The organism is Sphingomonas trueperi (assembly GCF_011927635.1).
In the GTDB taxonomy this organism is placed as follows: Bacteria; Pseudomonadota; Alphaproteobacteria; order Sphingomonadales; family Sphingomonadaceae; genus Sphingomonas; species Sphingomonas trueperi.
The window spans coordinates 465,208-482,674 of the sequence record NZ_JAATJB010000001.1; the positions used below are offsets into that span (position 1 = coordinate 465,208).

Annotated in this window: 22 protein-coding genes; 10 read left to right on the forward strand and 12 right to left on the reverse strand. The window is 67.0% G+C overall.

Annotated elements, in window-relative coordinates; translation table 11 throughout:
* Position 1: 1 nt before the first annotated feature.
* From GGR89_RS02155 to GGR89_RS02200, 10 genes are all read right to left on the reverse strand, one after another.
* The gene (locus GGR89_RS02155; RefSeq protein ID WP_241217822.1) at positions 2-619 is read right to left on the reverse strand and encodes a cell wall hydrolase; all 618 of its coding nucleotides are present in this window, start codon (positions 617-619) and stop codon (positions 2-4) included.
* 197 nt (positions 620-816) lie between these two features.
* On the reverse strand, positions 817-1,158 hold the full coding sequence (locus GGR89_RS02160) for a DUF1491 family protein (protein ID WP_125973093.1): 342 nt from the start codon (positions 1,156-1,158) through the stop codon (positions 817-819).
* Complete coding sequence (locus tag GGR89_RS02165; RefSeq protein ID WP_125973095.1) at positions 1,155-1,622, reverse strand: PaaI family thioesterase; 468 nt, start codon at positions 1,620-1,622, stop codon at positions 1,155-1,157. Before GGR89_RS02165 ends, GGR89_RS02160 begins: the two co-directional genes overlap by 4 nt.
* Positions 1,609-2,076, reverse strand: a complete 468-nt coding sequence (locus tag GGR89_RS02170) for a PTS sugar transporter subunit IIA (protein ID WP_125973097.1) — start codon at positions 2,074-2,076, stop codon at positions 1,609-1,611. The genes GGR89_RS02165 and GGR89_RS02170 overlap by 14 nt, the downstream gene beginning before the upstream one ends.
* A 45-nt stretch (positions 2,077-2,121) precedes the next feature.
* On the reverse strand, positions 2,122-2,721 hold the full coding sequence (hpf, locus tag GGR89_RS02175; RefSeq protein ID WP_125973099.1) for a ribosome hibernation-promoting factor, HPF/YfiA family: 600 nt from the start codon (positions 2,719-2,721) through the stop codon (positions 2,122-2,124).
* A 35-nt stretch (positions 2,722-2,756) separates the two neighbouring features.
* Positions 2,757-3,467, reverse strand: a complete 711-nt coding sequence (gene dnaQ, locus GGR89_RS02180) for a DNA polymerase III subunit epsilon (protein WP_125973102.1) — start codon at positions 3,465-3,467, stop codon at positions 2,757-2,759.
* Positions 3,468-3,474: 7 nt separating this feature from the next.
* The gene (gene coaE, locus GGR89_RS02185) at positions 3,475-4,080 is read right to left on the reverse strand and encodes a dephospho-CoA kinase (RefSeq protein ID WP_125973104.1); all 606 of its coding nucleotides are present in this window, start codon (positions 4,078-4,080) and stop codon (positions 3,475-3,477) included.
* Positions 4,077-4,886: a shikimate dehydrogenase gene (gene aroE, locus GGR89_RS02190; protein WP_125973106.1), complete on the reverse strand. Its 810-nt coding sequence runs from the start codon at positions 4,884-4,886 to the stop codon at positions 4,077-4,079. Before aroE ends, coaE begins: the two co-directional genes overlap by 4 nt.
* Positions 4,883-5,482 (reverse strand): Maf family protein, encoded by a 600-nt coding sequence (locus tag GGR89_RS02195; RefSeq protein WP_125973108.1) that lies wholly within the window; start codon positions 5,480-5,482, stop codon positions 4,883-4,885. Before GGR89_RS02195 ends, aroE begins: the two co-directional genes overlap by 4 nt.
* Positions 5,482-6,297 (reverse strand): pyruvate, water dikinase regulatory protein, encoded by an 816-nt coding sequence (locus GGR89_RS02200; RefSeq protein ID WP_183049464.1) that lies wholly within the window; start codon positions 6,295-6,297, stop codon positions 5,482-5,484. Before GGR89_RS02200 ends, GGR89_RS02195 begins: the two co-directional genes overlap by 1 nt.
* A gap of 302 nt (positions 6,298-6,599) precedes the next feature.
* On the opposite strand from GGR89_RS02200, the gene hemE reads away from it, so the two are divergent.
* The 4 genes from hemE (at position 6,600) to GGR89_RS02220 (ending at position 10,368) form a co-directional block, all read left to right on the forward strand.
* A complete protein-coding gene (gene hemE / locus GGR89_RS02205; RefSeq protein ID WP_125973287.1) occupies positions 6,600-7,631 on the forward strand; it encodes a uroporphyrinogen decarboxylase in 1,032 nt (343 codons plus the stop codon).
* Positions 7,628-8,080: a CopD family protein gene (locus GGR89_RS02210; protein ID WP_125973110.1), complete on the forward strand. Its 453-nt coding sequence runs from the start codon at positions 7,628-7,630 to the stop codon at positions 8,078-8,080. Before hemE ends, GGR89_RS02210 begins: the two co-directional genes overlap by 4 nt.
* A 175-nt stretch (positions 8,081-8,255) precedes the next feature.
* Positions 8,256-9,512: a transcription termination factor Rho gene (rho, locus tag GGR89_RS02215; RefSeq protein WP_064313625.1), complete on the forward strand. Its 1,257-nt coding sequence runs from the start codon at positions 8,256-8,258 to the stop codon at positions 9,510-9,512.
* Between the two features lie 136 nt (positions 9,513-9,648).
* A complete protein-coding gene (locus GGR89_RS02220; RefSeq protein ID WP_125973112.1) occupies positions 9,649-10,368 on the forward strand; it encodes a TerC family protein in 720 nt (239 codons plus the stop codon).
* Positions 10,369-10,413: 45 nt separating this feature from the next.
* Here GGR89_RS02220 and GGR89_RS02225 read toward each other — a convergent pair whose 3' ends face one another.
* Together GGR89_RS02225 and GGR89_RS02230 are read right to left on the reverse strand one after the other, a co-directional pair.
* Positions 10,414-11,109, reverse strand: coding sequence for a dienelactone hydrolase family protein (locus tag GGR89_RS02225; RefSeq protein ID WP_125973114.1), 696 nt, complete (start codon positions 11,107-11,109; stop codon positions 10,414-10,416).
* The gene (locus GGR89_RS02230) at positions 11,106-11,585 is read right to left on the reverse strand and encodes a methylated-DNA--[protein]-cysteine S-methyltransferase (protein ID WP_125973289.1); all 480 of its coding nucleotides are present in this window, start codon (positions 11,583-11,585) and stop codon (positions 11,106-11,108) included. The genes GGR89_RS02225 and GGR89_RS02230 overlap by 4 nt, the downstream gene beginning before the upstream one ends.
* 52 nt (positions 11,586-11,637) lie before the next feature.
* On the opposite strand from GGR89_RS02230, the gene GGR89_RS02235 reads away from it, so the two are divergent.
* From GGR89_RS02235 to GGR89_RS02260, 6 genes are all read left to right on the forward strand, one after another.
* On the forward strand, positions 11,638-11,874 hold the full coding sequence (locus GGR89_RS02235; RefSeq protein ID WP_010542707.1) for a DUF6489 family protein: 237 nt from the start codon (positions 11,638-11,640) through the stop codon (positions 11,872-11,874).
* A gap of 11 nt (positions 11,875-11,885) precedes the next feature.
* Positions 11,886-13,169, forward strand: coding sequence for a tRNA uridine-5-carboxymethylaminomethyl(34) synthesis GTPase MnmE (mnmE, locus tag GGR89_RS02240; RefSeq protein ID WP_125973116.1), 1,284 nt, complete (start codon positions 11,886-11,888; stop codon positions 13,167-13,169).
* Positions 13,170-13,249: 80 nt separating this feature from the next.
* Positions 13,250-15,085: a tRNA uridine-5-carboxymethylaminomethyl(34) synthesis enzyme MnmG gene (mnmG, locus tag GGR89_RS02245; protein ID WP_125973118.1), complete on the forward strand. Its 1,836-nt coding sequence runs from the start codon at positions 13,250-13,252 to the stop codon at positions 15,083-15,085.
* Positions 15,082-15,705: a 16S rRNA (guanine(527)-N(7))-methyltransferase RsmG gene (rsmG, locus tag GGR89_RS02250; RefSeq protein WP_125973120.1), complete on the forward strand. Its 624-nt coding sequence runs from the start codon at positions 15,082-15,084 to the stop codon at positions 15,703-15,705. The genes mnmG and rsmG overlap by 4 nt, the downstream gene beginning before the upstream one ends.
* The gene (locus tag GGR89_RS02255; RefSeq protein ID WP_093296292.1) at positions 15,702-16,484 is read left to right on the forward strand and encodes a ParA family protein; all 783 of its coding nucleotides are present in this window, start codon (positions 15,702-15,704) and stop codon (positions 16,482-16,484) included. Before rsmG ends, GGR89_RS02255 begins: the two co-directional genes overlap by 4 nt.
* On the forward strand, positions 16,481-17,377 hold the full coding sequence (locus GGR89_RS02260) for a ParB/RepB/Spo0J family partition protein (protein WP_125973122.1): 897 nt from the start codon (positions 16,481-16,483) through the stop codon (positions 17,375-17,377). Before GGR89_RS02255 ends, GGR89_RS02260 begins: the two co-directional genes overlap by 4 nt.
* Positions 17,378-17,467 lie beyond the last annotated feature (90 nt).

The window sequence follows — 17,467 nt, forward strand, 5'->3', positions numbered from 1 at the left end:
ATCAGCGATAGAAGATGTGGTTCCCCACGGTCGCGACGGTGGCGCGGCCCTGCGCGCCGTTGACGTAGCGCGCATGGAAATAGAGCGCGTCGCCGGCGGGGCTTTCCCACAGATTCTTGCGGGCGACCTGGGCGACGGCAAGCGCGCGGCGCCAATGCGCATTCGCCGGCGGCGTCGGCAGCTTGCCGCCGCGGACGAACGAGAACTGGCCCTTCTGGGTCACCACCGAGCAGACCGAACCGGGGAAGCGGCCCGAGGTGCTGCGGTTGAGGATCACGTCGGCAACCGCGAGCTGGCCCGACAGCGGCTCGCTGCGCGCTTCGAAATAGACGCCGGTGGCGAGGCAGCGGAGTTCGCGATCCTCTTCGAGCGCGGCGATGTCTTCCTGCGCGGCGACCGCGTCGGAAAGGGTGGCGTATTCCGGGGTGGCATCGTCCTCGGCGTCGGTCCCGTGCTGCTCGACCGCAGCCTGGGGCGCGGGAACCTGCTGGGAAGCAAGGACGTTCTGAATCTGTGCCGGTGCCAGCTGCACCGTCGCCTGAGTCTTCGCTTCCTGCTGGGGGAGCGGGCTCAGGTTGAGCGTGGCGGCATTCGCAAGTGCGCCAGCGCAAAAAGTCACAGCTGCGAAAGTTGCAGCCCGTGGCAGAAACTTCATTTCATATCTGTATTGTGCGGTTGGCGTGCGATCGGCCGCTGCTCCCGAGGAGACTGGACCGTCGGACTTACCCCCCGACTGCGTAACCGATCGACTTCACACCCCGAACGGCACAACGCGAATTGACGTGGTGAACCCTTTCGCGGGCGAGGGCCGGACTGTCAACAAAGGTTCATCGTTTCAGCGGCGAACCGTTCGCCGCCTGCGATATCCAGTTCGACGACCCATAGATCGCCGTCGCGCTCCCGCCGCCGTCGCCAATAGGCGCCGGCCTCCGCCTCGTCCGCCAGTTCCTTGGGGCCGGAGGGGAGCAGCGCGCGCTCGCCGTCGGGGCCGATCCCCCCCTCCACAAAGCGCGGGTTGGCGCCGCGTTCGAGCAGCAGCAGCAGGATCGCACCCGACGTCGCGTCGCCCCTGGCCAGCACCATCGCCGATCCGCCCGCGGCATCTGCCCGCCGCACGAGCGCGCTCACCAGCATCGCGCTGGTCAGCCGCGGGGTCATGTGGTGCGATAGCCGGGCAGGGTGGCGAGCGCGATCCGCGAGCGCATGAAGGTGCCCGTGCCCCGCGCGGCTTCCTCGCCCTGCGCGTCGATCAGCCGCGCCTCGGCGACGAACACCCGCCGCTGGCCGCTCACCCAGCGGCCCTCGGCGATCACCGGCCCTTCGGGCAGCGGCCTGGTCAGCAGCAGGTTGAAGGCGGTGGTGAGCAGGAAGCGATCGGTGACCAGGCTGTTCGCCGCATAGAAGGCGGCATCGTCGAGCATCTTGAAGTAGCTGGTGCCGTGCGTCGCCCCGGCGGCGTGGAAATAGCGCGAGTCCACGTCGAAGCGGATCCGCGCGATTCCCGCCTCCGGAATCTCGAGCACCGAGGGAAACAGCTGGTTGATCGGGGCGGCGGCGTAGAGCGATTCGAGCGCCCGGTAATGCGCCTCGGCCCCGGTCGGCGCCGATTCAGGCGGCGTCACGCGCCTCGACTCCGGTGAGCAGCACGTAGAGCGCGTCCTTCGAGCCCGCGCCGCGCAGCTTCTCGGCAAAGGGCCGCTCGCGCAGCCGCCGCGATACCGAGGCGAGCGCCTTCAGATGCTCGGTGCCGGCATTGGTCGGCGAGAGCAGCATGAACACCAGATCCACCGGCAGCTCGTCGACCGCGCCGAAATCGAGCGGCTGCTCCAGCCGGGCGAACACGCCGCACACGTGCGGCAAGTCGTCGAGCCGGGCGTGCGGGATCGCGATGCCGCCGCCGAAGCCGGTCGAGCCCAGCCGCTCGCGCTCGGCCAGCCGCTCGGCCACCAGCTTGGCGTCGACCCCGTAGGTCGCCGTCGCACTGGCACCAAGCTGCTGGAACAGCGCCTTCTTGTTACCCGCCGTAACGCCGGCGAGCACCGCCTCCGGCACGAGCAAATCGCTCAGATCAGTCATGAAATCGTTCCAAAGAAGCGGTGCTGCCCATCGGGCAGGCCGGCCTTACGCCGGTGCGCGGTTGGGCTCAACCCAGCCAATCGTTCCGTCGCCGCGGCGATAGACCATATTATAGGCGCCTGTACCGCTGTTGCGGAACAGCAATGCGTTGGTATTGCGCAAGTCGAGCATCATCACTGCGTCCGAAACCGTGGCGTCCGGTACGTCGACGCGCGTCTCCGCGATCACCAGCGGTGCATCGGCGACTTCTTCCTCGGCAGCCGGTTCCTGGAACAAGGTATAGCCGGCATTGTCGAAACCATTGTCATAGGCGCCGCCCTCGGCCAGCGCGATCACTTCGGTCGGACGTCGATCCTTGAGCCGTCGGACATAGCGTCGCAGCTGCTTGTCGATCCGGTCGGCCGCGCCATCGAACGCGCCATGCGCTTCCATGCCGCTGTTGGTCGCCTTGAGCACCAGGCCTTGCGTCACGTGCATCACGATGTCGCAGGTGAAGCCGTTGTCGTGCGGGCCCTTGCCGAAGGTGATCTGCGAGGAGATGGCGCGGGAGAAATATTTGTCGGCGATACCCTGGACCCGATCCGTCACCTGCGTCTTGAGCGCTGCGCCCGTATCGACCTGATGCCCCGAGATCCGGATATCCATAATGTACCTCCACTTCGCAATTAGGGACGAGCGACCTAGGGCTGCGCCGGAACCGCGTCGATTGTGGGAACACCCCATAGCGGCTCGTCCAGGGACTTCAGAAACGCTGCGTGCCGTTCAAGTTCCACCGCACTCGCGGTAAACCGTCGCGCCGGCCGGATATGTACCCTGCTCGGCGCCTCGGCGGCGGTCTCGGGCACCACCGGGACTTCTTCCGCCAGGCCCAGCGTGATCTGGCGGCCGCCAGTCAGCTCGACATAGACCTGGGCCAGCAGCTGCGCGTCGAGCAGCGCGCCGTGCAGGGTACGCGCGCTGAGATCGATGCCGTAGCGGCTGCACAGCGCGTCGAGCGTGTGCTTGGCACCGGGATGCCGGGTGCGCGCGAGCACCAGCGTGTCGACCATGCGGCTGAGGTCGACGATCGGACGGCTGCAGCGGCCGAGTTCCCCGTTGAGGAAGCTGAAGTCGAACCCTGCATTGTGCGCGACCATCGGCGAGTCGCCGATAAACGCCAGCAGATCCTCGACGACATCCTCGAACACCGGCTTGTCGGAAAGAAATCGCTCGGACAGGCCGTGGACGTTGAACGCCTCCACCGGCATGGCGCGCTGCGGATTGATATAGGCGTGGAAGTGGTTGCCGGTGGCAACCCGGTTCACCAGCTCGACACAGCCGATTTCGACGAGGCGGTCGCCGCCTGAGAAGCTGAGTCCCGTCGTTTCGGTGTCAAACACGATTTCCCGCATGGAGCGCTTATCCACCCGCAGGCGGCGCGAGGCAAGCGATGACGTTCCGTACGCAATCTTCCGTAACCTGCAGGCCTTCGCCGGTGGGGATGACGAAATCGGCGCGGGCGCGTTTCTCGGCGTCGGGCATTTGCCGCGCGAGGATGGCGTCGAAGCGTTCCGCGGTCATGCCGGGGCGGGCGAGGACGCGGTTACGCTGCACCTCAGGCGGAGCGGAGACGACGGCGATCTTGTCGACATGCCGCCAGCCGCCGGCCTCGAACAGCAATGGTACGTCAAGAACGACCAGCGGCGCATCGGCGTGGGCCGCCAGGAACGACTCGCGCGCCTCGGCGACGGCGGGGTGCAGGATCGCTTCGAGTCGGGCGAAGGCGGTGGGGTCGGCCATCACCGCCTCGCGCAGCAGCGTGCGATTCACCCCGAGTTCTGTGGTCGTGTCCGGAAACTCGGCTTCGATCGCCGCGACCGCCGCGCCGCTCGGGCCCTGGAGGTGGTGGACGGTCGCATCGGCGTCGAACACCGGCACGCCGTCGGCGGCGAACATCGCCGCGACGGTCGACTTGCCCATGCCGATCGAGCCGGTGAGCCCGAGCACGATCGGCCGCCTGCTCATGCAGTGAGCAGCGCGCGCAGTTCCTCGTCGCGATCGCGCGGGGGTTCGGCGCCGAAGAAGAGCTCGAAGGCGAGCGCGGCCTGGCCGACCAGCATCTCGAGGCCGTCCACCGTGTCCAGCTCGCGGTCGCGCGCCTGGGCGAGCAGCGGCGTCTCGAGCGGGGCGTAGACGATGTCGTAGACCACGGCATGTTCGGGCAGCGGATCGAGATCGAGGTCGAGCGGCGGCTGGCCGCCCATACCGAGCGGGCTGGCGTTCACCAGCAGATCGGCCGCGGGCAGGGGCGCGCCGATCGGAAGCGCGTCGCCCTTCACCCCGAAACTGGAGAGCAGCGCCGCCGCCTTGAGGACATTGCGGTTGAGGACCGTCACCCGGCCGATGCCAACGCGAGACAATGCGAACAGCACCGCACGCGCGCCGCCGCCCGCGCCGACCACCACCGCGTGGCGGCCTTCGAGTTCCAGCCCGGCGATCGGCGAGAAGAAGCCGCCGGCATCGGTGTTGGTGCCGATCAGCGCGCCGTCCTCACCGCGAATCACCGTATTCATCGCGCCGATCGTGCTGCGCACGCCCCCGGGATCGCCGACCAGGTCCATCACCGCCAGCTTGTGCGGAATCGTGACGTTGCAACCGCGCCAGTCGGCGTCGTCCCTGGCGCGGGCGAAATAGCCGGCGAGGTCGTCGCCCAGCACATGGGTGCGGCGATAATCGCCCTCGATCCCCAGCGCATCGAGCCAGAACTTGTGGATGATCGGCGATTTGGAATGGGAGATCGGATCGCCGATCACCTCGGCATAGCGAGTCACTTGGGCATCACTCCCCGGGTGCGCAGATAGTCGAGAATCGGCAGCAGCGGCATGCCGAGGATGGTGAAATGGCTGCCGTCGGTCCGGCTGAAGAGCTGCACGCCGGGCCCCTCGATCCGGAAGCAGCCGACGCAACCGGCGATCGCCGGCCATTCGACATCGAGGTAGGATTCGATGAACGCCTCGCTCAGCGGGCGGACGTGGAGCCGGGCGCGATCGACATGCCGCCACACCGGTCGGCCGCCCTCGGCGATCACCGCCGCGCTGTAGATGTCGTGGGTCTTGCCCGACATGCGCTGGAGATGGTCGCGCGCCTGTTCGCGGGTCTCGGGCTTGTCGAGCAGGCTGCCATCGTCGAGCGCGACGAGCGAGTCGCCCCCCAGCACCAGGGCCTGCGGGGCCATGCGCGAAACCTTGAGCGCCTTCAGCTCGGCGAGCGCATCGGCGAGGTCGCGCGGGGACGTACCCTCGGCGAGCAGCGATTGCTTCGCGCTGGCCTCATCGACCAGCGCCGGCAGCGCCTCGTGCGCCACGCCTGCGGCATCGAGCATTGCCCGGCGCGAGGCGCTCTGGGAGGCAAGGACTAGAGTCGGCATTATCGGCGGTCCATTTCACGGTCGTTGCACAGCTGGATGATCGCGGCCGCGGTCTCCTCGATCGAGCGGCGGGTGACGTCGATCACCGGCCAGCCGTTGTCGGCGAACATCCGGCGGGCAAAGGCGATCTCGCGCTGCACCGCTTCCTGGTCGACATAGTCGGTCTCGGGCGCCTGGTTGAGCGAGAGCAGCCGGTTGCGGCGGATCTGCACCAGCCGGTCGGCGCTGGTGGTGAGCCCGACGATCAGCGGCCGCTGGAGCTGGAACAGCTTGGCCGGGGGCGGGGACTCGACCACGATCGGGATGTTCGACACCTTGTAACCGCGATTGGCGAGATAGATCGAGGTCGGCGTCTTCGACGAACGCGACACGCCGGCGAGCAAAATGTCGCTTTCCTCCCAATCCTCCCAGCCGATGCCGTCGTCATGCGCGATGGTGAACTGGATCGCGTCGACGCGAGCGAAATAGGCGGCATCGAGCATGTGCTGGCGGCCCGGCCGCGCCTTGGCTTCCTGGCCGAGGAGATTGGACAGCGCATGGCTCACCTGGTCGAGCGGCGCGATCGCCGGGAGCCCCAGCGCGCGGCAGCGCGTCTCGAGCATGCGGCGGATGTCGCGATTGACCAATGTGTAGATCACCAGCCCGGGGTTCTGCGCGATCTCCTGCAGGATGCGTTCCAGATGCGCCTCGCTGCGCACCATCGGCCAGAAATGGCGCAGCGGCTCGACATCGTCGAACTGCGCCAGCGCCGCCTTGGCGATGTTTTCCAGGGTCTCGCCGGTGGAGTCCGAGAGCAGGTGCAGGTGCAGCCGCATCAGGCTGGGGACCGATCTGTGCATAACATGGCGAACAAGCGGTAGCGTAACCGCGGCATCCGGCCAACCCGCCCGATTCCGCGATTCAGCTGGTGATTCGTCCACAGCCGCATCCCCAGCTTGTGCTTTCCATGCACAGCCTGTGAGTCTTGTGGACAGTTTTTCCGAATCCGTGCGATTCCGCATGGCAGCAGGAGTCAAATTGTTGGCAACTGACTCACATCGCCATAAGCCCCGGCTTTCACCGGCCAACAGACTCCAACATCCTGAGAATCGAATCTTCTAGTAGTGGGATCCCGGCTCTGACTCTTCGCGCATCCAAGCCGCTGCTCGCGACCCTTCGAGGGACTCGCCAGCCCATTCCGCCCGTCTGGCTCATGCGCCAGGCCGGCCGATACCTGCCCGAATATCGTGCGCTCCGTGCCGAGAAGGGGGGATTCCTCGCGCTCGCGATGGATTCCGACGCGGCGGCCGAAATCACGCTGCAGCCGATCCGCCGCTTCGGCATGGACGGCGCGATCTTGTTTTCCGACATCCTCGTGGTGCCGATGGCGCTGGGCCAGAAGCTGTGGTTCGAGACCGGCGAAGGCCCCAGACTCGCCCCGACGGTGACCGCGAGGGACGTGCTCGACAGCTTCGATGCAGATTCCAGCGTCCTGGAGCCCATCTACGGCACGATTCGACGCGTGAAGGCCTCCCTGGACCCCTCGACCACCCTCCTGGGCTTTGCGGGCTCCCCCTGGACCGTGGCGACGTACATGATTGCCGGCCAAGGCAGCCGCGAGCAGGCCGAGGCCCGCCGCCTTGCCTATCGCGACGAGGGCCTGATGCAGGCGCTAGTCGATCGCATCGCCGACCAGACCATCGCCTATCTGCGGGCCCAGGCCGAAGCCGGGGTCGAGGCGGTGCAGCTGTTCGACAGCTGGGCCGGCAGTCTCAGCCCCGCCCAGTTCGAACGCTGGGTGATCGCCCCCAACGCGCGGATCGTGGCCGCCGTTCGGGATCTGGTGCCCGTGATTGGATTCCCGAAGGGGGCAGGGGGCAAGCTCGCCGCCTATGCTCGCGAAACCGGAGTCGATGCGATCGGACTCGATGAGACGGTCGACCCTGCATGGGCGAACGCAGTGTTGCCGGAAGGACTGCCGGTACAGGGCAACCTCGATCCGCTGGCGCTGATCACCGGCGGCACGGTGCTCGATCATGCGATCGATCGGATCCTCGCGGCCTTTCCGGAGCGGCCCCATGTGTTCAATCTGGGCCACGGTATCCTGCCCGACACGCCGATCGCGCATGTCGAGCAGCTGCTGGGCCGCGTACGAGGAACCGCAGCATGATCGGCTGGCTGGGCAGTGCCTATCTCTGGGTGAAGGCGTTCCACGTCATCTTCGTGATATTCTGGATGGCGGGGCTGTTCCTGTTCCCGCGCTACCTGATCCACCACCAGGAGGCGCTCGGCACGCCCGAGGCGGCGGCCTGGGCGAAGCGCGAGGCGCTGCTCAAGCGGATGATCCTCACGCCTTCGATGCTGATCGTCTGGGTGCTCGGGCTGGCGCTCTCGGCCAATATCGGGCTGTTCGACGGCCAGGCGGGAATCGGCTGGCTCCATGCCAAGCTGCTGCTCGTCGTGCTGCTCAGCGGCTATCATGGCTGGGCGGTGGGCTATGCGCGGAAGCTGGGCCGGGGGGAGGCGCCGATCGCGACGCGCACGCTGCGTTTCCTCAACGAAGTACCGGCGCTGGCGCTCGTCTTCATCGTCATCCTCGCCGAGGTGAAGCCGTTCTGAGAAGTACTGCGATTCGGCGAGGTAATCTGCGCCGAATCGCAGTTGACTTGGGGCAACCCGCTACCTAATTTTGTTGGCGTGTGCCGAGCCCGGTGCATCCTTCCTTCAAGCATCGACTCCTGCGCGTACACATCGCCGATCGACGCTCTCCCCCCTTAGAATTTCCGGACCTTCCATGCATCTCAAGGACCTCAAGAAAACCGCCCCCGCCGAGCTGGTCACCATGGCCGAGGCACTGGGCGTCGAGAGCGCGTCGACGCTGCGCAAGCAGGACCTGCTCTTCGCCATCCTCAAGGCCCAGGCCGAGCAGGGTGACCAGATCATGGGCGAAGGCACGATCGAAGTGCTGCCCGACGGCTTCGGTTTCCTCCGCTCGCCCGAAGCGAACTATCTCGCCGGCCCCGACGACATCTATGTCAGCCCCAACCAGGTCCGGAAGTTCGGCCTGCGCACCGGCGACACGGTGGAAGGCGAGATCCGCGGGCCGAAGGACGGCGAACGCTATTTCGCGCTCACCAAGCTGGTGAAGGTCAATTTCGACGATCCCGATGCGGTGCGCCACCGCGTCAACTTCGACAACCTGACCCCGCTCTATCCAGAGCAGAAGCTGCGCCTCGACACGCTCGACCCCACGGTCAAGGACAAGTCGGCCCGCGTGATCGACATCGTCGCACCGCAGGGCAAGGGCCAGCGCGCGCTGATCGTCGCGCCGCCGCGCGTCGGTAAGACCGTGCTGCTGCAGAACATCGCCAAGGCGATCACCGACAACCATCCCGAAGTCTTCCTCATCGTGCTGCTCATTGACGAGCGCCCGGAAGAAGTCACCGACATGCAGCGTTCGGTGAAGGGCGAAGTGATCAGCTCGACCTTCGACGAGCCGGCCACGCGCCACGTGCAGGTCGCCGAAATGGTGATCGAAAAGGCCAAGCGCCTGGTCGAGCACAAGAAGGACGTGGTGATCCTGCTTGACTCGATCACCCGCCTCGGCCGCGCCTACAACACCGTGGTGCCGAGCTCGGGCAAGGTGCTGACCGGCGGTGTCGACGCCAACGCACTGCAGCGTCCGAAGCGCTTCTTCGGTGCTGCCCGCAACATCGAGGAAGGCGGCTCGCTTTCGATCATCGCCACCGCGCTGATCGATACCGGCAGCCGCATGGACGAAGTGATCTTCGAAGAGTTCAAGGGCACCGGCAACTCGGAAATCGTCCTCGACCGCAAGGTGGCGGACAAGCGCATCTTCCCGGCGCTCGACGTCGGCAAGTCGGGCACCCGCAAGGAAGAGTTGCTGGTCGAAAAGGCCAAGCTCACCAAGATGTGGGTGCTGCGCCGCATCCTGATGCAGATGGGCACCATCGACGCGATGGAATTCCTGCTCGACAAGATGAAGGACTCGAAGACCAACGAGGACTTCTTCGACAGCATGAATCAGTAACGCACGGGTTTCCGACCGCTATTTTGGAGGGGCCGGGCCGTGCTGCCCGGCCTTTTTGCGTTAGGGGTAATGGAACGTCTCGGCTCGGGCATGCGTAGGCGTTGCGTACGCCGATCAGGGCGCTAGGGTTTTTGGCATGATCGATCTTCTTCTCAGCGCCGCCGCGGGCGGTATCGGCTCCCCGCTCGACATCTGGCAGCACATCGTCGCCGATTTCTCCAACCTCGGCGATCCGGCGGCACTCGCCGCCTTTGGCTCGGTTCTGATGATCGACCTGGTGCTGGCGGGCGACAATGCCATTGTCGTCGGCGCGCTGGCGGCGGGGCTGCCGGCGGACCAGCGCAAGAAGGTGATCCTGATCGGCATCGGCGCGGCGCTGGTGCTGCGCATCGCCTTCGCGCTGATCGTCAGCTGGCTCATGGGCATCGTCGGGCTGATCTTCGCGGGCGGGCTGCTGCTGCTCTGGGTCAGCTGGAAGTTCTGGCGTGAGATCCGCCATGGCGGTGAAAGCGCCGGCTCGGAGGAGATCGAAGGCGACGAGCATTCGGGCGTGCGTTCGGCGCGCAGCTTTGCCGGGGCCGCCTGGGCGGTTGCGGTCGCGGACGTCTCGATGAGCCTCGACAATGTCTTGGCCGTTGCGGGCGCCGCGCGCGAGCATCCGGGGATTCTGGTGGTCGGGCTGCTGCTGTCGGTGGCGCTGATGGGGCTCGCGGCGAACCTGATCGCCAAGCTGATCGATCGCCACCGCTGGATCGCCTATTTCGGCCTGGCGGTGATCGTCTTCGTCGCGTGCAAGATGATCTACGAAGGCTGGGTGGGCACGCCTGGCACCGCGGGCATCACCAGCTTATTCTGATGCCCAGGACCCCTCCCTGCTCGGCAGGGAGGGGTGAGCAAGGCCTCAGCCCAGGTTGGCGGCGAAGAACTCCGCAGTGCGCTTGTCGGCGAGCTGCGCGGCCTCTTCCGACCGGCGTTTGCCGAGCTCGGCGGCGAAGCCATGGTCCTCGCCCGGATAGTCGAACAGCGTGACCTTGGGGTGACCGTCCAGACCCTCGTGCATCTTCGCTTGTACCTCAGGCGGAACGAAATGGTCGGCGACCGGGATATGTAGCATCAGTGGCTTGGCGATGGCGTGCTTCTCGTCGAGCAGCCCGTCGATCCCCACCGCATAATAGGCGACGCTCGCATCGATGTCGGTTCGTGCCGCGGTCATATAGGCGAGGCGGCCGCCAAGGCAAAAGCCGACGGCACCGACCTTGCCGCCGCCGAGTTCGGCACGCGCGACCTGGATGGTCGATTCGATGTCGGCGATGCCCTTGTCCTGGTCGAACTTGCCGAACAGGTCCAGCGCCTGCTGGAATTGCTCCGGCACATCGGCGTCGAGCTCGATACCGGGCTCGAGGCGCCAGAACAGGTCGGGCGCGATAGCCAGATAGCCCTCTTGCGCGAAGTCCTCGCACTTCTGGCGGATGCCGTCGTTCACGCCGAAGATTTCCTGGATCACGATGATCGCCGCGCGTGGGGTGCCCTCGGGACGCGCGACATAGGCGGAGAAGCTGCCGGTCTCGTCCAGGGCGTCGATCGTCAGAGTGCTCATAGCAGATAGTCTCCGGTTAGGCGCCGCTCATGCTCGAGCAGCCAGGATTTGGTGATCGGTCCTTGCCCGGCCGAATAGGCGCCGAGCCCGCCGCCCTGATTCACCACGCGGTGGCAGGGCACAACGAGCGGGAAGGGATTTCGGGCACATAGCTGACCGATTGCGCGGGCGCTTGAGCCCAGCGCGCGTGAAAGTTCGCCATAGCTGATAACCTTTCCGAACGGCACAGCGATCAGGCCGTCGCGCAGAAACGCGCCGCGCGGTGTGGACGCTGGCGCCAGCGCCACGTCGAAGTCGCGCCGTTCACCGGCGAACCATTGTTCGAGCTGCTCCGCGGCCGCCCGCACGGCTGCCGCACTGCCGTGGCTGGCGGGGCCTTCGACGCCGATGGTGATGCGCTCCAGATACCCCTCCTTGCCTTCGATCCGGATCGGGCCGATGGGCGTTGCGATCAGGGCATGGTCGCGCGCATACATGGCCATGGCCTAGCAGGCGGCCGGGGATGCGCTCAAGCGCGGAAGGGTTCACATGAAGATCAACGTCGAAGTCGAGTGCACGCCGGAAGAAGCGCGCCGCGCCATGGGACTGCCCGACCTGACCCCGGTCCATGATCGCTATGTGCAGCTAATGGTGAAGGCGATCGAGAATCACGGCACCCCCGAAGGCTTCGAGCAGATGATGCGCAGCTGGGCGCCGATGGGCGAGGCGGGGATGAACTTCTGGCGCGGCATGTTTGACGCCGCGACCAAGAAGCCCGGGAGCTGACCACGGCCCGTATGGACACGATCTTCGCGGTCTCGAGTGGCGCGCCGCCCGCGGCGATCGCAGTGCTGCGCATCAGCGGCGCCCGAGCCTTTGCTGCGGTGCAGCAGCTTGCGGGCAACGTCCCCGCACCGCGGCATGCTGTGCTGCGCACCTTGCGTGATGCGGCCGGCGAGCCGCTCGACCAGGCATTGGTGCTATGCTTCCCGGGGCCGCGATCGGCGACCGGTGAGGATCTTGCCGAGTTGCACCTGCATGGCGGCCGCGCCGTGGTGCGCGCGGTGGAGGCGGCGCTCGCCGAACTTCCCGAACTTCGCGCAGCGGAGGCAGGGGAGTTCACGCGGCGGGCGCTGCTCCACGGCCGGCTGGACCTGAGCGAGGCCGAGGGGCTGGGCGACCTGCTGATGGCCGAGACCGAGGCGCAGCGCCGCGCGGCGATCCGCAGTGCGGGCGGCGCGGTGCGGCGGCATGCCGAGGACTGGACGAACCGGTTGCTCGGGCTCGCCGCCCGCATCGAAGCCGAACTCGATCATGGCGACGAGGATGACGTCGCCGGTGCCGACCCGCTGCCGGCGCTGCGGACCGCCGCCGCCGCGCTGGGCAGCGACATCGCCGCCGTCGCAGCGCGGCCGCCGGTGGAGCGGCTGCGGGACGGGTTATGCGTCGCGCTGGGCGGCCCGCCCAATGCCGGCAAGTCGACCCTGTTCAACGCGCTGGCCGAGCGCGACGCCGCGATCGTGTCGCCCATCGCCGGCACGACGCGCGACCGCATCGAAATACCCGTGGTCCGCGAAGGCATCGCCTGGCTGCTGATCGACACCGCAGGGCTCGCAGAGGAAACCGACGATCCGATCGAAGCCATCGGTGTGGCACGCGCCCGCGATGCGCTGGCCGAAGCCGATCTGTTGCTGTGGCTGGGCGACGATGCGCCGCCGTTACATCCCTGCGCCCTGTGGGTGCATGCCCGTGCCGATGTCGAAGGTCGCGCGCCGGCGCAGGCCGACCAGCTGGTCGTGTCGGTGCGCGAGGGCAGGGGCCTCGACACGCTCTGGCGACGCATGGCGGACGCCGCGTCCGAGCTGCTGCCACCGCCCGATCTCGTCGCGCTCAATGCTCGCCAGCGCAGCTGGTGCAACGCGGCAGCCGATGCGCTGGCGCGAGCGTCGCTGCTCGACGACCCGCTGCTGTTCGCCGAGGAGCTCCGCGCCGCCCGCCGTGCGCTCGATGCGATTACCGGACGCGCTGGCGTCGAAGATGTACTCGATGCGCTATTCGGAAAGTTCTGCATCGGTAAATAATGTGTTCCACGTGGAACACGGATGAGGCGTTCCGCCGCACCCCTCTGGACAAGCGCGCGCCGAAGGCGTTTAGCGGTGCCATGCAATTCGACGTGATCGTGATCGGCGGCGGCCATGCCGGTACCGAGGCAGCGGCTGCGGCCGCGCGCCGCGGCGCCCGTACCGCGCTGCTCAGCTTCGATCTGGAAAAGCTCGGCGCGATGTCGTGCAACCCGGCGATCGGCGGCCTCGGCAAGGGCCATCTCGTCCGCGAGATCGACGCGCTCGACGGGCTGATGGCGCGCGCGGCGGACGCGGCGGGCATTCACTACCGTATGCTCAACCGCTCCAAGGGCACTGCCGTGCAGGGACCAAGGGTACAGGCGGACCGCATGCGTTACGCCGCAGCGGTCCAGGCGATGCTGCGTGCGCAGGACCATCTGACGCTCGTCGAGGGCGAGGCGGAAGCGCTGGTCCTGGAAGGCAGCAAGGTCGCTGGCGTGCAGCTCCGCGATGGCAGTCGCCTGGCCGCGCCAGCCGTCGTGCTCGCAACCGGCACCTTCCTCGGCGGCCGGCTGTTCCGCGGCGAGGAGCGGTTCGAAGGCGGGCGGGTAGGGGAGGCCTCCGCGCTTCGCCTCGCGGCGCAGCTGCGCGAGCTGGCGCTGCCGATGGGGCGGCTCAAGACCGGCACGCCCCCGCGGCTCGACGGTCGGACGATCGATTGGGCGCGCACCGAAGAGCAGGCCTCCGATGTCGAGCCGTGGACGATGTCGCCCATGAATGCGACGCGGCCGCTGCCGCAGCTCCACTGCGCCGTCACCCGCACTACCCAAGCGACGCACGATGCCATCCGCAGCGGGCTCGATCGCTCGCCGCTGTTCACCGGCGCGATCGAGGCGCAGGGCCCGCGCTACTGCCCGTCGATCGAGGACAAGGTCCATCGCTTCGGCGATCGCGACGGGCACCAAGTGTTCCTCGAGCCCGAGGCGCTCGACCATCACTGGGTCTACCCCAACGGGCTTTCGACGTCGTTGCCGGTTGATGTGCAGGCAGCAATGATTGCCTCGATCCCGGGGCTGGAGCAGGCGGTCATCACCGTGCCCGGCTATGCGGTCGAATATGATTATATCGATCCGCGCGCGCTGGAATCCACGCTGGCGCTGCCGCAGATCCCCGGCCTGTTTTTCGCCGGTCAGATCAACGGCACGACCGGCTATGAGGAAGCAGGCGGGCAGGGGCTCGCCGCGGGCGCCAATGCGGCGGCACTGGCGCTCGGCATTGCGCCCTTGGTGCTCGATCGTGCCACCTCCTATCTCGGCGTGATGATCGACGACCTGGTGCTGCAGGGGGTGACCGAGCCCTACCGCATGCTCACCGCCCGCGCCGAGTTCCGGCTTCGCCTGCGGGCCGACAATGCCGAGACACGGCTGGGTCCGATCGGCGAGGCGCTGGGGCTGCTCGGTGCGGAACGCCAGGTGCGGCTCGACCGTAGCCGGGAAGGCAGAGAGAAGCTCGACGCGATCTTCGCGGTCGAGCGTACCGCGCACCAGCTCGCCACCCGCGGCGCGCCCGTGGCGCAGGACGGCGCGAAGCGGCCGGCGCGGGAGTGGCTGCGCTTTCCCGGCGTCGCGCTTGAGCATGTGCTGGATTCGGTCCCCGAAACGGATGCTGCCCTGCTCGCCGAATATGTCGAGGACGCGCGCTACGCACCCTATCTCGAACGGCAGGATGCCGAAGTCGCCCAGCTGCGCGCCAACGATGCGGTGCGGCTACGGGGCGACATGGACTATGCCGCCATCCCCGGCCTGTCGAACGAGATGGTCGAGCGCCTGACCGTCGCTGCGCCCGAAACGCTGGGTGCGGCAGCGCGTATTCGCGGCATCACCCCCGCGGCCCTTTCCGCCATTTTGTTGCACGCGCGAAAGGCCGTGGCATGAACGAAGACGAAGCCAAAGCCTGGATGCGGAACCGCTTCGGTGTTTCACGTGAAACACTGGTCGCCAAGTTCGGCGACATCCTCGTCGCCGAAGCGGCGCATCAGAACCTGATTGCTCGCTCGACCCTGGACAGCCTCTGGGGCCGTCACCTTACCGATTCGGCCCAGCTGGTGCCGCTTGCTGAAAAGGCCGGGGAGGGGGCATGGCTCGATGTCGGTAGCGGCGCGGGACTGCCCGGTATCGTGGTGGCGCTGCTTACCGATCGCCCGGTGGTGCTGGTCGAGCCGCGCACCAAGCGCGTCCAGTTTCTCCGCGACGCCGCCGACCGGCTCGGCATCGGCGATCGCGTGACGGTGATTGGTAGCAAGGTTGAATCCTTTCGTCCGGACCAGCCCGTGGCCGTGGTGTCCGCCCGTGCCGTCGCCGAATTGTCCGCGCTGATGTTATCCACAGTCCATTGCACCGATTCGTCCACAGTCTGGTTGCTGCCCAAGGGGCGGAGTGCGCAATCGGAGGTGGATGCCGCGCGCGCGAAATGGCAAGGTCGGTTTCACGTGGAACCCAGCATCACGCAGCCGGACTCGGGCATCGTGGTCGCAACACAGATAGGCGCCAGATGATCACCATCACGATCGCCAATCAGAAGGGCGGGGTGGGCAAGACCACGACCGCCATCAATGTCGGTACTGCCCTCGCCGCCACCGGCAAGCGTGTGCTTCTGATCGATTTCGATCCCCAGGGCAATGCCTCGACCGGGCTCGGCATCGGCCGCGGGGATCGTGAGCATTCGAGCTATGACCTGCTCGTTTCCGATGCCGATCTCGAAGACGTGGCGGTGCCGACCACCGTGCCCGGACTCGACGTGGTGCCGGCGACGCAGGACCTGTCGGGCGCCGAGATCGAGCTGATCGAGTTCGATGCGCGCACCCACCGGCTGGACGCGGCGATCAAGCGCCATCGGGCCGAGCGCTGGGATGTGATCCTGGTCGACTGCCCGCCCTCGCTGGGGCTGCTGACGGTCAATGCGATGGTGGCGGCGCATGCGTTGCTGGTCCCGCTCCAATGCGAGTTCTTCGCGCTGGAAGGGCTCAGCCAGCTGCTCAATACCGTCGAGCGGATCCGCAGCCGGTTCAACCCGGGCCTGTCGATCCTCGGCGTCGCGCTGACCATGTATGATCGCCGCAACCGGCTGACCGACCAGGTCTCGGACGATGTCCGTGCGGTGCTGGGCAGGGTGGTGTTCGATACCGTCATCCCACGCAACGTCCGCCTGTCCGAAGCGCCGAGCCACGGGGTGCCCGCGCTGATCTACGATCATCGCTGCGCCGGCTCCGAAGCCTATATCGCGCTCGCCCGCGAAGTGATCGACCGCCTTCCCAAATTGCAGAAAGCCGCATGACCGATTCTCCCGCCGCCGCCCGCAAGCCCCGCCCTGGCCTCGGCCGCGGGCTTTCCGCGTTGCTGGGGGACAGCATCCCCGAAGAGCCGATCAAGGGCAATCCGACGAGCAGCTCGGGCGTGCGGATGCTGCCGACCAGCTCGCTGGTCGCCGATCCCAACCAGCCGCGTCGCCATTTCGACGAGGAGGCGCTGGATACGCTGGCCGAGTCGATCCGCACCCGCGGGCTGATCCAGCCGATCTTCGTGCGTCCACACGGACAGAGTTTCCAGATCGTCGCCGGCGAGCGCCGCTGGCGGGCGGCACAGCGGGCGCGGCTCCACGAGGTGCCGGTGATTGTCCGCGAGCTGAGCGACGCCGAGACGCTCGAGATTGCGCTGATCGAGAATATCCAGCGCCAAGACCTCAACGCGATCGAAGAAGCCGAGGGCTATGCCCGGCTGATCCGAGAGTTCGGCCATACCCAGGAAGCGCTGGGCAAGATCGTCCACAAGTCGCGCAGCCACATCGCCAATCTGCTGCGCCTGCTCGACCTGCCGGTGCCGGTGCGCGAGATGGTGGTCGATCGCTCGCTGGAGATGGGCCATGCCCGTGCGCTGATCGGCGCGCCCGATCCCGAGAAGCTGGCGCGCGAAGTCGTCGCCAAGGGGCTGTCGGTGCGCGACACCGAGAAGCTGGCGCGCACCGCCAAGCCGGCGCCGAAGCGCAAGGCAAGCGACAGCCGCAGCGAAGGGGACCCCGATATTTCCGCCTTGGAGCGGCATTTGGGCGACGTGCTCGGTCTCAACGTGCGCATTGCCCATGGCGATAAGGGCGGTACGCTGACCGTTGGCTATTCGACGCTTGATCAGCTCGACATGATCTGTCAGCGACTGAGCGGGGAACGTATCTGATTTGGTGGCACTGTCCTTATTGGCAGGGTTGACCTTCACGAGTGGCATGGCAACTTATCGTCATGTTGCTCTCTGCTCCGGGCCGTGGGC

Bases quoted from the DNA above. Each gene is read 5' to 3' on its own strand.
- GGR89_RS02160 (WP_125973093.1), bottom strand. From the start codon at position 1,158: ATGACCCCGCGGCTGACCAGCGCGATGCTGGTGAGCGCGCTCGTGCGG.
- GGR89_RS02170 (WP_125973097.1), bottom strand. From the start codon at position 2,076: ATGACTGATCTGAGCGATTTGCTCGTGCCGGAGGCGGTGCTCGCCGGC.
- hpf (WP_125973099.1), bottom strand. From the start codon at position 2,721: ATGGATATCCGGATCTCGGGGCATCAGGTCGATACGGGCGCAGCGCTC.
- dnaQ (WP_125973102.1), bottom strand. From the start codon at position 3,467: ATGCGGGAAATCGTGTTTGACACCGAAACGACGGGACTCAGCTTCTCA.
- coaE (WP_125973104.1), bottom strand. From the start codon at position 4,080: ATGAGCAGGCGGCCGATCGTGCTCGGGCTCACCGGCTCGATCGGCATG.
- GGR89_RS02195 (WP_125973108.1), bottom strand. From the start codon at position 5,482: ATGCCGACTCTAGTCCTTGCCTCCCAGAGCGCCTCGCGCCGGGCAATG.
- GGR89_RS02200 (WP_183049464.1), bottom strand. From the start codon at position 6,297: ATGCGGCTGCACCTGCACCTGCTCTCGGACTCCACCGGCGAGACCCTG.
- GGR89_RS02210 (WP_125973110.1), top strand. From the start codon at position 7,628: ATGATCGGCTGGCTGGGCAGTGCCTATCTCTGGGTGAAGGCGTTCCAC.
- rho (WP_064313625.1), top strand. From the start codon at position 8,256: ATGCATCTCAAGGACCTCAAGAAAACCGCCCCCGCCGAGCTGGTCACC.
- GGR89_RS02220 (WP_125973112.1), top strand. From the start codon at position 9,649: ATGATCGATCTTCTTCTCAGCGCCGCCGCGGGCGGTATCGGCTCCCCG.
- GGR89_RS02225 (WP_125973114.1), bottom strand. From the start codon at position 11,109: ATGAGCACTCTGACGATCGACGCCCTGGACGAGACCGGCAGCTTCTCC.
- GGR89_RS02230 (WP_125973289.1), bottom strand. From the start codon at position 11,585: ATGTATGCGCGCGACCATGCCCTGATCGCAACGCCCATCGGCCCGATC.
- GGR89_RS02235 (WP_010542707.1), top strand. From the start codon at position 11,638: ATGAAGATCAACGTCGAAGTCGAGTGCACGCCGGAAGAAGCGCGCCGC.
- mnmE (WP_125973116.1), top strand. From the start codon at position 11,886: ATGGACACGATCTTCGCGGTCTCGAGTGGCGCGCCGCCCGCGGCGATC.
- mnmG (WP_125973118.1), top strand. From the start codon at position 13,250: ATGCAATTCGACGTGATCGTGATCGGCGGCGGCCATGCCGGTACCGAG.
- rsmG (WP_125973120.1), top strand. From the start codon at position 15,082: ATGAACGAAGACGAAGCCAAAGCCTGGATGCGGAACCGCTTCGGTGTT.
- GGR89_RS02255 (WP_093296292.1), top strand. From the start codon at position 15,702: ATGATCACCATCACGATCGCCAATCAGAAGGGCGGGGTGGGCAAGACC.
- GGR89_RS02260 (WP_125973122.1), top strand. From the start codon at position 16,481: ATGACCGATTCTCCCGCCGCCGCCCGCAAGCCCCGCCCTGGCCTCGGC.